The organism is Paenibacillus polygoni, from assembly GCF_030263935.1.
Classification (GTDB): Bacteria; Bacillota; Bacilli; order Paenibacillales; family Paenibacillaceae; genus Paenibacillus; species Paenibacillus polygoni.
In genome coordinates this window covers 3,003,457-3,016,677 of record NZ_CP127162.1, presented here as the reverse complement: position 1 = coordinate 3,016,677, position 13,221 = coordinate 3,003,457, and the positions used below count along the sequence as shown (strand labels likewise).

At 40.7% G+C, this 13,221-nt stretch carries 13 protein-coding genes and 1 pseudogene; 8 read left to right on the top strand and 6 right to left on the bottom strand.

Features of this window, described 5'->3' with window-relative positions; genetic code table 11:
• Positions 1–67 precede the first annotated feature (67 nt).
• Entirely contained in the window at positions 68–925 is an 858-nt protein-coding gene (locus QPK24_RS14405; RefSeq protein ID WP_285742222.1) for an SDR family oxidoreductase, read from the bottom strand.
• 190 nt (positions 926–1,115) lie between these two features.
• Here QPK24_RS14405 and QPK24_RS14400 point away from each other — a divergent pair, with 190 nt between their 5' ends.
• From QPK24_RS14400 to QPK24_RS14390, 3 genes are all read left to right on the top strand, one after another.
• Positions 1,116–1,397, top strand: coding sequence for a hypothetical protein (locus QPK24_RS14400; RefSeq protein ID WP_285742220.1), 282 nt, complete (start codon positions 1,116–1,118; stop codon positions 1,395–1,397).
• Positions 1,398–1,538: 141 nt separating this feature from the next.
• Positions 1,539–1,838, top strand: a complete 300-nt coding sequence (locus QPK24_RS14395; RefSeq protein WP_285742218.1) for a hypothetical protein — start codon at positions 1,539–1,541, stop codon at positions 1,836–1,838.
• An 87-nt stretch (positions 1,839–1,925) separates the two neighbouring features.
• The gene (locus QPK24_RS14390; RefSeq protein ID WP_285742216.1) at positions 1,926–3,476 is read left to right on the top strand and encodes a BCCT family transporter; all 1,551 of its coding nucleotides are present in this window, start codon (positions 1,926–1,928) and stop codon (positions 3,474–3,476) included.
• Positions 3,477–3,549: 73 nt separating this feature from the next.
• On the opposite strand, the gene QPK24_RS14385 is transcribed toward QPK24_RS14390, so the two are convergent.
• Together QPK24_RS14385 and QPK24_RS14380 are read right to left on the bottom strand one after the other, a co-directional pair.
• Complete coding sequence (locus tag QPK24_RS14385; protein WP_285742214.1) at positions 3,550–3,723, bottom strand: hypothetical protein; 174 nt, start codon at positions 3,721–3,723, stop codon at positions 3,550–3,552.
• 31 nt (positions 3,724–3,754) lie between these two features.
• Positions 3,755–4,126 (bottom strand): DUF948 domain-containing protein, encoded by a 372-nt coding sequence (locus QPK24_RS14380; RefSeq protein ID WP_285742212.1) that lies wholly within the window; start codon positions 4,124–4,126, stop codon positions 3,755–3,757.
• 135 nt (positions 4,127–4,261) lie between these two features.
• Between QPK24_RS14380 and QPK24_RS14375 the strand changes: the two genes are divergently transcribed.
• The 4 genes from QPK24_RS14375 (at position 4,262) to QPK24_RS14360 (ending at position 9,356) form a co-directional block, all read left to right on the top strand.
• The gene (locus tag QPK24_RS14375; protein WP_285742210.1) at positions 4,262–6,907 is read left to right on the top strand and encodes a WG repeat-containing protein; all 2,646 of its coding nucleotides are present in this window, start codon (positions 4,262–4,264) and stop codon (positions 6,905–6,907) included.
• A gap of 129 nt (positions 6,908–7,036) precedes the next feature.
• On the top strand, positions 7,037–7,252 hold the full coding sequence (locus QPK24_RS14370; protein ID WP_285742207.1) for a hypothetical protein: 216 nt from the start codon (positions 7,037–7,039) through the stop codon (positions 7,250–7,252).
• Between the two features lie 141 nt (positions 7,253–7,393).
• Positions 7,394–7,858, top strand: a complete 465-nt coding sequence (locus QPK24_RS14365) for a GNAT family N-acetyltransferase (protein WP_285742205.1) — start codon at positions 7,394–7,396, stop codon at positions 7,856–7,858.
• 325 nt (positions 7,859–8,183) lie between these two features.
• Entirely contained in the window at positions 8,184–9,356 is a 1,173-nt protein-coding gene (locus QPK24_RS14360; RefSeq protein WP_285742203.1) for a copper amine oxidase N-terminal domain-containing protein, read from the top strand.
• Between the two features lie 166 nt (positions 9,357–9,522).
• Here QPK24_RS14360 and QPK24_RS14355 read toward each other — a convergent pair.
• From QPK24_RS14355 to QPK24_RS14345, 3 genes and pseudogenes are all read right to left on the bottom strand, one after another.
• A pseudogene (locus tag QPK24_RS14355) lies at positions 9,523–10,131 on the bottom strand (IS3 family transposase); the annotation flags it as partial.
• 265 nt (positions 10,132–10,396) lie between these two features.
• Complete coding sequence (locus tag QPK24_RS14350) at positions 10,397–11,086, bottom strand: helix-turn-helix domain-containing protein (RefSeq protein WP_285742199.1); 690 nt, start codon at positions 11,084–11,086, stop codon at positions 10,397–10,399.
• Between the two features lie 135 nt (positions 11,087–11,221).
• Positions 11,222–11,953, bottom strand: coding sequence for a spermidine synthase (locus QPK24_RS14345; RefSeq protein WP_285742197.1), 732 nt, complete (start codon positions 11,951–11,953; stop codon positions 11,222–11,224).
• A gap of 446 nt (positions 11,954–12,399) precedes the next feature.
• Between QPK24_RS14345 and QPK24_RS14340 the strand changes: the two genes are divergently transcribed.
• A complete protein-coding gene (locus QPK24_RS14340; protein ID WP_285742195.1) occupies positions 12,400–13,188 on the top strand; it encodes a sulfite exporter TauE/SafE family protein in 789 nt (262 codons plus the stop codon).
• Positions 13,189–13,221: the final 33 nt, after the last annotated feature.

Genomic DNA, 13,221 nt, shown 5'->3' with positions numbered 1-13,221 from the left:
GATTAAAGGGTAGGGTTCTTCATTAAAAAGAGATGCCTTTCTCGTTATCAGAGAAGGCATCTTTTTCTTATCCTTTTCGAGTTGTTTTAGAGAGTGCATTCCATTCCTCTTCGGTGAGTTCTACTAGCCCGTTAAATTGTCCCGCGCCCTGAAGCCACTCCCCGCCGTCGATAGTAACGACTTCCCCGTTAATATAACCTGCGTAATCAGAAATAAGAAAAGCAGCTAGCGCACCGAGTTCTTCTTTGTTTCCGGCACGTTTTAAAGGTACTCTGTCGATTAATTTTTGTTCGAGACCCGGAGTTGGAGTTAATCTGGAACCAGCTCCCTCGGTAGGAAAGGGACCCGGCGCAATAGCAACTTGGCGAATGCCGTAAGGAGCCCATTCGACTGCAAGTGAACGTGTAAGCGCAAGTACCCCTGCTTTGGCTGCAGCAGAAGGAACAACATATCCCGACCCGCTGTCGCTAGATGCATAAGTAGTTACGATATTCAGCATGGTTCCGGTTTCTTTACGCTCAATCCATCTTTTCCCGACCTCCAGTGTCATGTAGAAGGTACCATGTAACACAATATTTAAAACGGCATCTACGGCCCGCGGAGATAGCTTCTCCGTAGGACTAATAAAGTTCCCGGCAGCATTATTAACAAGGATATCAATCTGACCGAAATGAGCAGTAACCGCTTCCACAAAAGACGCTACTTGTACTGCATCTCGTACATCACAGCTTTGGTAGAATACTTCAACTCCTTTAGCTGCGAATTTATGGGCTGATTGTTCGAGTACTTCGGATCTCCTTCCGCACCAAGCGAGCTTTGCGCCTAGGTCAGCAAACGTTTCGCTCATGGCAAGTCCGAGACCGGTTCCACCGCCGGTAACAATGATGACTTTGTTTTTTAATAGGTCAGGTGAGAAAGGATACATAATAAATCACTCCTTTGGGGACAAATCTAAACTTGTGACATGGGGAGGTATATAGGCTGCAATCTTTCTACAGACTATCATGTAATGCAGGTCCCGTCAGTATGTAGAGGTTCATATGATGAAGGATAGGGTACCGTACTAAGAGGATAGAGGTTACGTTAAAGTATATTCAAAGAAAGGAACATGAAGAATGAGTAATCCCATAGCGATTCAGCCTTATTATAAAATGGAGCGAAAAATCCACTCCTTAAAAATAGAGATCATCGAACATCAGCGGCTCTTAAAGTTATATCCGGATAGAATTGTATCTGCCTATCGGGAGTTTCCCATCGAAAAAGTATTTGATTTATCCTACCGCTCCATGGGCAGTGGTCATGGGATGCTATATATACATACGCAGCAAGGTGTGTATCCTTACACACTAAGAGAGAACCCAAAGTCTTTTATCTTAGCAGTAAAACAATTCATCTAGAAAAAGACATAGGGTCACTGTCAGGTCGTCTTTTGTTTTACATATCTAGTAAGATCATATTCAAAAATATAGTATCCAACTTTTTTAGTTTTTTCGTGTTTCTATAGTATTAGTAAATATTAGTGAAAAGGCGGCGATTCCATGTCAGATATCATACGTTCAGAGGCCGATCATACAAAAGAAGGACCGTCGGCTGATGAATTATTAGAAAAAAGTAAACAAGAATATATGGGGATGTGGACACATATCTCTGAGCTGAGTCCAGCAGACAGCAAGAAGATTGTGGATGGAATCCAGCAACAAGTCTTTCTAACCAGCGAAAAAAGAGAGTTTATACAATATATGAAATCACCGACCCCTTATATTGCCATGGCGATCGGTGTTATAGTGCCTATTTTATGTATCTTTCTTTTCTTATGGTATTCTTTACTGCTAGAATAATACGCTCATTTCCTGATTAGGATTTATCATTTTGGTGTAAATAACTATTCTATATAGAGTTTTTACTAAACTGGTAGAGGTGAGTCTGTGGTTGGCAAATTATTAAAGAATAAAGTATTTTCCATATCTGCAATAGTTGCTGCTGTTATTGCTTTATTGGGCGCAATTATGCCTGTGGCTTTCGGAAATACTGCAAACTATTTATTTGATTTTTCTAAAAAGAATTTTGGTTGGTTTTATTTATTGTCAGTAGTCGTAATCATTGTATTTCTCATGTGGCTTGCGGCTAGTAAGTATGGTGCAATTCGTCTTGGAGGAGAAAAAAGCAAACCAGAGTATTCATTTTTTACGTGGTTAGGTATGTTATTCTCCGCTGGATTTGGCGTTGGTCTTGTATTCTGGGGAGTAGCCGAGCCGATGAGCCACTTTTTTAACACACCGTTTGCGGGTGTGGAAGCAGGAACAACGGAAGCGGCACGCGTAGCGATGGGATATTCTTTCTTTCATTGGGGGATCAGTCAGTGGGCTGTATTTGCGCTCGTAGGTCTCGCGATTGCTTTCCTGCAATTTCGTAAAAATAGGGATGGTCTTATATCCACCGCTTTAGAACCTGTAACCGGGAAGAAGACAACCGTTAAAAATGGGATCGATATCTTAGCTGTGATTGCAACCGTGATGGGGGTTGCCACTTCCATCGGGCTTGGTGTTCTTCAAATGAGTGGAGGAGTAGAACAGGTTTCCGGTGTAGGAAACAACACCATGATTCAACTGTTGATGTTATTTCTTATTTTCGTATGCTATATGATCTCGGCGATGACAGGACTTGATAAAGGGATCCGTATATTGAGTAATTTTAACCTTATTTTGGCGATAGCATTTTTGTTGTTTGTATTTACAATGGGTCCAACGGTCTTTATACTCGAGTCATTTACATTAGCAATCGGGGATTACATAACGAGTTTTGTTCAGTATAGTTTGCGGCTTCAACCTTATTCCGAAGGAACTTGGGTAGGAGAATGGACTATTTTCTACTGGGCATGGGCAATTGCTTCATCACCTTACGTCGGTGCTTTTATAGCAAGGGTATCGAAAGGAAGAACGATCAGGGAATTTATCGTGGGTGTTACGATTATTCCGACACTCATTTCATGTTTATGGATTGCCGCATTCGGCGGTACGGCCCTATGGTTCGATCTACATGAAGATGCAGGAATTGCTGCTGCTGTAAATAAAGATGTCTCAGTAGCTTTGTTCCAAATGTTTGATCAATTGCCGTTCGCGGGAATCATGTCTGTATTAGCAATCGTGCTCATTTTTACTTTCTTAGTAACGTCTGCAGACTCTGCAACTTATATTCTCGCAAGTATGACCAGCGGCGGCCGTTTGAATCCATTAAATATTGGTAAACTTGTGTGGGGTACTTTAATGGCTTCTATTGCGGGAGTGCTACTATACTCAGGCGGGCTTGAAGCTCTGCAGACCGCTTCCTTAATCTCTGCTTTACCATTTACGTTATTATTGTTACTGCTTCTTGTCGCGATGGCAAAACTGATCCGAAAAGAACCGCTTCCCGTCAAGAAAGCTGATCTCAGACGTTATCAGAAGATAAAAGAAGAGGCTAATAAAACACAGATGTAATTGCAAATTAGTATAGTAAATAAGAGGAACCTCGATTTCATATTCGGGGTTCCTCTTATTTATATAAACGTGTTTATAATCGATATCCAATCGATTGCAAGAACCAATTAAGCGATACGATGGCTACAGCAATGTGCAGTAAAATATTTAGCAAGGATTTTCGGGAAAGCTGAATGTCTTGAACAATCATTACAACCGACCAAATGAAAATAACAAGATAAGCGAGTTGAACCAGGATGGTTGGCATGATTCACCCCATTTCTTCACCGTTTAAAATTTTACTTGAATTTAATTTTTACGGGCTTCTTCGTATCTTGTTCTGCTGCTGGGTGAATGACATCACCAATCGCCTCTGAAGCTTGCTTCACCGTCTTCGTCACGCTGTGAATGGCTTCCCCTACATCCCCGGCAGAGTTAAAGATGGGCTCAACGGAACGGATTTTACCCTTTACATCCGAGGTGATGACGTTCGCTTTTTGTATGAGCTTGGTTGATTCCTGTGTCAGCCCATGAATTGCATTTCTGACTTCGGATAATGTTCTGTTCGTTTCACTAAGTGTGCTCATCCCTTTCACCAGAACTCGGACTAGATAATAGACTAAAACAATAAAAGCAATAGCACTTGCGGCAACACTGATCGATATAATCATCTTCATGCCCTCCTTCAGATAACTATATGTCGTCCACATTAGGTTATTCCAAATTTAAAGGTAAGAACGGTATATTTATCTTTTTTCAACAATACGATGAGGAAGGATACTGTTGTAAAAAGGAGGCCTCCATTTATGTCTACTCATCATGAAGCCCAGCTAACTCAGCTTGTTTTGTCCCATCTGCCTAATACTGCTACGGTTATAAACATAGAAGGACCATTGCCTCGTCAGGCCATTTATATAGGGGATCTAACAGGAGATGAAATTCCTGAAATTTCTGTCGTTTACAAGGCAAATGAAGAGTTATATCTGATGGTGCTTATTTTTACTGATCAGGAATGGAAGGTCGCTGCGCGAATAAAAGGACACGGCTATGGTCTTACGCTGATGATAAGTGAGCCTATCTTATATCATGATAGGAAGAGTTTACTGATTGGCTGGCAGATCGGAGCCGTTCACTCGAAACTGTCGATCTATCAATGGGAAGATGGAGAATTCATCGATGCAGCACCAGAAGATTTATATTATAGTTCCATTGAAATCATAAACACCCCTGGAATATCCGGTGGGAATCAGACGAGTGACATGGCCCTTTGGATACATGATACAGGGGAGGCTTATCGTGTTGAGGTACTCCGCTTCAGAGAAGGAAAGTTCGTACCCGCATGGGATGTCTATCCTTATTATTTGGTGAATGTAGTTCGGTATTACGAGCGAAAAACGGAAGAACATCCGAATTATCCACTGTATTGGTATTACCTCGCGGATGCTCAGTACCGTGCGGGAATGCTTCCTGCTGCGCTGCAATCGATTCAGAAGAATCTGTTATTCCAAAATCCATATCCTTCTCGTAAAGAGATTCAGCAGCTGCAATCAAAGATTGAAAATATTTATAAACATATGGGCGGGCAAATTACGGATGAACAGATTATAGAAGAACAAAAGATGGGAAAACAAAAAATGGAAAAACAAATGACGGAAGAAGAAATCGTGGAAGAACAGGAACAGTTCATAGAACAAACGGCGACACCTGCTGTGACTAAACGAGGAACATCCCTATTACTCATGGCGGAGAAAACAACTGAAGGTACGAAGTGGGGATATATAAATGCAGAGGGTGAAACGGTAATTCCTCTACAATACAGTGAAGCAAGGGATTTTCAGAAAAATGGACTTGCTGTGGCAGCTCAAGAACGGAAATATGGATTGATAAAGCGCTCAGGCGAGTATCTAGTAGAACCTGTGTATACATCGATCGCCCCTTTCGTAGAGAAACGTGCGATTGTAACTGTGGATGAATATGATTTCGCTATGCTGAACGAAGAGGGAAAGATGGTTACAGAGCAAACCTATCCTTTTATCTCTAATCTGACTGAGAATCGGTCTGTATATTCTATGGAGACCACAAATAGCAACACAGGAAGTAGTGTTATACAGTATGGATATCTTGATTCAGAGGGAGAAGTAGTCATTCCAGCACAATATGAAGAAGCAAGCGACTATGATCAGCAGAAAGCGGTTGTGAAAATCAAGGATTATGAGTATGCGTTAATTAACGAAATGGGAGAGAGATTAGCTACATACCCCTATTATTATGTAGGAAACTATAGTGATGGATTCCTTGTATTTAAAGAAACAGCTAGTGGAACATATGGGTATATGGATGTGAGAGGAACTGCAATGATTCCTCCTTCTTTTACAGGGGCAACCGCATTTCATCAGGGGCAGGCTATCGTAAACACGTCAGATGTTTATAAGCCAGGCTATGGAGTGATCGATAAACAGGGGGTCTATATCATTCCTGCGGAATATCAGGATATTCGTGTTCTAGGAGAAGATCGCTGGGCGGTGGGAAGAAACTTAGATGCAAAACATCCGCTTAGTTTACCGCTTTACGCAATAGCTGATCGAACAGGTACACTGCTGACTGAATTTTTATTCTCTGATGTATCGGGGTTTATAGATGGTCTTGCTTCAGTAAATGATCAGGAACAGACCTATTTTATCGATGTTAGTGGGACTCCGGTTCCAGGGTATCCACGGATAGAAGGCAGCGGTACATTAACGGTTAAAGAAGACGATGTGATCCAGGCGTTTATTGATCAAAGACTTTTCTATGTGAACCGTACGGGAAATGTTATCTGGGAGCCGAATAAAGTGATTTCACTGAATGGAACATACCGAGTTAAGGAGGAGAAATATAAGCCAAACCCAAATTACCTTGTTTATTATCCTGTAATAGAAGGAATGCCGGATGCAATTAGCGAACAAAGAGTGAATATCCGAATGAAGCAGCTGGCTGAAGTAAAGAAGGTTCCTCTAAATGAGGAGAAAGAAGAGACGTTCACAGGGGATTATGAGGTTATCTATTATAAAAAAGATCTTGTTGTCATTGAACTAAACGGTTACCACTATACCATAGGAGCGGCCCATGGCTTACCAACAAAAATACACGCGCTGATTCATCTCGTCACGGGCCGCATATTTATGTTGAGAGATTTGTTTAAAGCAGGTGCAGATTACGTAAAAGTACTAAGTAAACGGATTCGAAAGATCATTACAGACGATCCAGCGTATTCTTATGTATTTTCCGAGAGTTATCAAGGGATCAAACCCAATCAGCCTTTTTATGTATCTGACAATGCTCTTCATCTATATTTCGCTCCTTACGAAATTGGACCCTATGCTGCAGGTTTCCCTGCATTTACGATTCCCTTTGATGAGATCAAGGAACTGATCTATAAAGAGGGTGAGTTTTGGAAATCGTTCCAAATTTGATGATAGATGACGTTAGTTAAAAGCTTTCCTGACTAGCGGGGAGCTTTTTCTTCTTATTTCATCTTAGCTTTAAAAAATTGCGTTAATCTATGAAAGAAAGATAGTGTCTTAACAAAAGGAGGGGATATTATGGTTGCTGGATTTATGCTGTTAATTATTGTACCTCTTATGCTGGTGATGCTGGGCTTGTATTATATTACGCTAGCGATATGGGAACTTCGGGCAGGAATCGACAGAACAAGATATGTGAAACTGATGTTTGGAGGGCTTGTTCTTGTAGTGATTGCACCTCTTTTGTTTATCATTTATTGGTATATAGGTATCTTGAATCTTAAATTTATATAAAATGGCTTATTACAGATCATTAGACCTTACATACACGTAGACGTGAAATCGCTAAACCGTATAATATATTATTATCTTTTAGTATATTGCAGATATTGGTATAAACTTGGAGGATAACAATAGGAACAGGAGCGAAACACCATGGACATAAGAATCGATGATCTAACCGGGCCGGAGATCACTAATTTAATTGAGGAACATTATAAGGAAATGCTGTCACAGTCTCCGGAAGAGAGTATGCATGCGCTGGATTTGGATCGATTAAAGAAACCAGAGATTACCTTTTGGACGGCATGGGAAGGTAAGGAACTGCTTGGCTGCGGGGCATTGAAAGAACTTGATCCCACACATGGAGAGATTAAATCGATGCGCACTGCTTCCATGCATACCCGAAAGGGAGTCGCGAAGCGAATCCTTGAACATATGTTAGAAGAAGCGCAAAGAAGAGGATACCATCAGGTCAGCCTGGAGACAGGCACGTTAGACAGCTTTAAGCCGGCAATAAATTTATACATAAAATTAGGATTCGAGTATTGTGATCCTTTTGCCGATTACGTAGAAGATCCATACAGTGTGTTTATGACGAAGCAACTGACAATGAGTTGACGAAATAAAGATAAAAGAAGTACGACTCAAACATTACAATGAAAGACGGAGAAATCTAAAGCAAGCCTGAGAAATCAGGCTTTTTTCGTTTTTTGCAAACGAATATAGCATGTTTATATTCGATTTATATTCGTACGAGTATACGTGTTAAGAGAGTTAGTAGATATAATTTATATCTAAAAAATGTTTCATTTTACCTTAATTGATAGTAATTACTTATATAAGAATCGATTACATAAGTTATGGAATGGATTCAACTTGTGTTTATTACACTGTATAGGTGGACGTAATTAACATGAGGGAACTCGCTAACAGGAGGAATCATATGTCTATACAGAAGAAAAGAATAGGGAAGGTCCTATTGCTGTTCACAAGTATCCTGATGGCAGGAATAGCTTTCTCACAAGTAAACGCTGCTGATGCGAAGAGTTCAAAAGTTTATGTAGAGGCAGGAGTAGAGACCGGAAATCAATATACCAAGCTTGAGGACCCGATCATTATACAGCAAGGTCGGATTTTGCTGCCTATTCGTGAGATTAGTGATTATCTAAGTCTGAATGTTGCCTGGAACCAGAAGACGAAGTCGGCTGTTCTGTATGGTGTGAATAAGGAAATTAAACTAACACATGGAAGCAAAACAGCGTACGTAGATAAGAAAAAAGTGCTGCTTGATGTACCTCTTCAAATGGAAAAAGGGAAAATTTACGTTCCGCTGCAGTTTGTTGCCTCCTCAGTCAAACAGAAAGTTACCTGGGATCGTACGCATAAGACGATTCTTATCCCTAGAACCTATGCGAAGGGGACTGCGGATCAAATGACCTATTGGATCAAACTGACTACAGGAGAGTTATTCCAAGCGAAAAGTAATCAGATAGGAACAAAGATCGGGCAGGTCAGTAAGAAGTTTAAAACATTGAGGGAGTTTGAGGTGGAAAAGATCGCAGCAGGTACGTATTATTTGCGGATGGAAGAGAGCTTTGGCATGGCAGGTACCGCTAGAAACACGGGACAAGTACTCGTTAAAAATGGGAAAGTCCTTGATGAAGACAGCTTTTCATTCCAAGGATATTACGAGGATACAACACTTCATAAGTCACATGGAAATGTGCTGCTGACTAACGGGAAGCAGGCAAGATTCTTAGATAAGAATGGTACAGTAATTGCCTTATATAACCTAACAGACATTATGCAAAAAGATGAAATCTACATGGTGGAGCATTATAATCAGCGCATGATGATCTTACGAGAGTATGCTTCGCAGCATCTTATTGTTTATAATGTACAGTCTGAAAAAGCGGCATACGTTCATGAACTTCTCACGCTTCCTGAAAGGGAAAGAGAGTATTTAGAGCAGGCAGGATCTGATCGAAATAATGAAATGGAGAGGGATCATATTATCTTTTTTAACAGTATCATTGATGGCGTGATGACTTTTCATTATAAGAATAAATCGAACAACATGGTAAATACGTATACTCTTGATTTAAGTCAGATCTGATAAGAGAAGGTTCATCTCTTTTCGATTATGCTTATTGTTATATTAGAACAAAAAAACAAACCGGCGTGATATGAAGTGCACCCTGTCAAGTAGACAGATAAAAAAACAAAATTATAAATGTTCAATCCCCTCGGTTATCAAAGCTGAGGGGATTATTTTTTCTTAGTTATGCTGCTTGCCGATATTCGTTAGGGGATAAGCCGTTAAGTCGTTCGGTGTATCGAAAATTATTGTAATAATGGATATAAGTTCTTACACTACGAAGGAGATTGTCGTATGTATCGTATTTCTCCAGATAAAAGCTTTCTGTTTTAAAGGTACCCCAGAATCGCTCAATAGGTTGGTTGTCCAAACACCGACTTACACGAGACATACTTGTTCTAAACTTGTATTTCTTTTGAAGTCGTTGGTATTCATGTGAGGTGTATTGAAAACCTCTATCACTGTGCAAGAGTGGCTTAGCACCTGGGTTCCTTTTGTAAGCTTTCTTTACTGTATTCATAACGAGTTCATTGTTATTGGAATGGCTGAGTACCCATGACACCACGGAGTTGTCATATCCGTCAATAATGGCACTCAAATAGGCCTTACGGCCATTTCCGTACTTTAATTCTGTTACATCGGTGCACCACTTTTGGTTAGGGGCATCCGCTTGGAATTTTCGGTTCATGACATTCTCTGCAATATGAAGGGCTGGAGCTTTCACGTAATTTGGCCGCTTTTTGCGAATCACTGCCCTTAGTTCAAGGGCGCGCATGATACGGTAATAGCGTTTACGGTTGTAGCCTTTTTTAGTTTGCGATTTAACTGAATACGCATTTGGCGATAACCGAGTATCCCTTTTCGTTTGTCATAGCGACACTTGACTTCCTTGGCGAGTTTAAGATTTTCGAGTTCCCTGGTGGATGGCGTCCATTTCAGCCACTTATAATAGGCAGATCGGGCGATTCCTGCGAGCTCACAGAGCTTGGTGAGTGCATATCCCTTTTCGCCATGCAGTTCCTTAATCGCTTGATAGATGTCTGCATGCCGAACGTAGGTTAGTGTGTATTTCTTCGCCGGATCTCTGCCAACTTTTTTGCGAGTGCATTCTCCATTTCAAGGTACTCATTACGCGCTTCGAGTTCCTTAATCCGAAGCTTTAATCTTTCCTGTTCATCTAGCTCCTCTAGCGGTTTTTTACGACCTCGGAGGTCTTTTAACCCTTCGTGACCATTCGTTTGATATTTACGAACCCAGGCGTAGACTTGCTGATAAGAGACATCGTACTTGTCGATGGCTTTCTGGTAATCTAAATCATGGGCGATGGTGAATTGTGCAATTTCAATACGTTCTTCGTAAGTCGTTTTCCGTCCTTTATTCATATGAGGGGATCCCATCCTTTTCGGAGTTGGTTTCATTTTCGCCCCTTCAGTATACTTGGAAATCCAGCTCTCTAACACAGATTTACTCGAAATATGGTACTTTTTCACCACTGATCGTACAGAGTGTTCACCAGAAAGTGCATCTTGTATCGCCGCCAGTCGTAACTCTTTGGAGTAAGCTTTCCAACCTTTCGATTTTTTTAAACCTTCCACTCCACCTGCTTGATATTTTCTTATCCATTCGGTAACCGTGCTTTTATGGATCCCCAGTTGTTTTGCCTCGTAGTTGGGATTGGATTCATGCTGCAGGCAACGTCTTACAACCTGAATCTTAATTTCATATGGAATTGGGCTTCTTTTAGACATTACAAAAACTCCCATCATGATAGAGGTAGAAGTTTTGTTTTTTCTACTGTCTACTATGATGGGAGCGTATCAGATAAATCGCGGCGGTTTGTTTGCTCGTATACTCGCAGGGTAGTTATATCTCTAACTATATTTCTATCGAGCAGATATTTGAGGTGATTTTATTTTACGAAAATGAGCCATTGATTTTTGCTGATACCGGAAAGGATGATAACCAGCAGCGATAATCATATTCTTCGATCTTCCTAAGCCTCCTGCATATAGAGAAAAAAGATCAACTACAGGAAAAAGAGAGGAAAGAGACCGGTAAAAGGACTGTACGTAAGGATCCTGAGGTCCTCTTCCGATAATGTTCATCAGAAGGGTTCCATCTTCAGTTAGTTTATCGCAAGCCGTTTCAAAAAAATCCATCGTTGTCAGTTGCTCAGGAATGCCGCCTTCATGGAAAGCATCCACAACGATATAATCAAAACGGCCACTCGTCATCTGTTTCAGTAATGTATATCCATCCTCAATGAGAACAGGGGGACCATTGTAGCCGAAGTATTCTTTACTTAAGTCTGATACTTTCTGGTCAATTTCTGAAATGACTACATATTTGTCACGCAAAGCAGAGGATAAAGTACCGATTCCATGCCCAATCAAAAATACATCTTCGTAAGAGGGATTGTTCATTTCCATTAAATGCAGAATCGCTCTTGGATATTCAAACAAAATTCGCTCCGGCTGATTTAGATCAAGGATTCCCTGAATTGCATCATTGCCGAATTCAAGCACACGAAATATTCCTTTTTCTCCGTATACCTCAGAAGTATCATAGACGTAAATGGGCCTAGGTTCCGTTTCTTGGTGTAAGAACTGTGTCATGTCTAAAACTCCTTTAACTAAAGCCATCTTCTTATCTCACTATACCAACTTCTGTACAAGAAAATACAGTTTTATGTCATAATGGAGGATGGAATAGCAAAGAAAGTATAGATCAAGTTTATTCTCGCTTATTTTTGCCGGTGTCCGCTGAATAAGTAGAAGGTTCTTCGTACGTAACTCTTATTCCTAGAGCGGGATAAAATTCTTCTTTATATTCACACTCCGTACAGGATTTGATTACATGCAGTATGGTGAGCTTGCTGGATAAAGGCTGCTTGCATTTGGGACAATGCTGGCGAAAAAGACGGTTCAAACCGATCATAAGTATCACCTTTATTCCTATTTATTTAGTTGGGATTATTATAACTTGCCTTTTCGAGTTTGTATAGTCATGTAGGTTGGGTAAATGAAATTATTGTGTTGTGAGCGAGAGGAGGGAACATCTTATGTTTATACTGCTTATGATCCTGCTCGGATTCATTGGTTCGTTTTTTTCAGGTTTGCTGGGAATTGGCGGTGCTATTATCAATTATCCGCTTCTCTTATTTATCCCGCCGCTTCTTGGATTGGGTGAATTTACAGCCCATGAAGTTGCTGCTATTAGTATATTCCAGGTGTTTTTCTCATCTCTTTCTGGAATCATAGGGTATGGACTTCAATCTCGAAAAACAAAAACGAGATTAATACATTACTCACTCGCGGCATGGATGGGAACGAGTATATTAATAGGAAGCCTGCTTGGAGGATTGTGGTCTGCGCGCTTCGAGGAACAGACGATTAACATCATCTATGGGATCCTTGCGGTGCTTGCTGTAATTCTTATGTTATTCCCTGCAAGAGGCAAAGAAGAGTTACAAAGGGTAGAGGAGATTACATTCCACCGATTTTTGGCGAGTTCGCTTGCTTTTGTTGTCGGTGTAGTTTCAGGTATTGTGGGAGCCGGGGGAGGATTTATCCTTATTCCGATTATGATGAAAGTGCTTCGAATACCCGTCCGAATTACGATTGCGACTTCTTTATCGATCGTCTTTGTCTCGGCAATTGGCGGTGTGATCGGTAAAATAAGCGGGGGAGATATTCCGATTCTTCCTATCCTTTTCACCGTTATTGGAAGTATTGCAGGGTCTCCTATCGGTTCTTTGGTAGGTTCAAAAATGGACGTTAAGTATTTAAGGTATGCCCTTGTCCTTTTGATTACGATAACGGCAATAAAGGTATGGTCGTCTGTTTTATAATCGTTGAACTCACAAAAAGCCTGCTCACGGAAA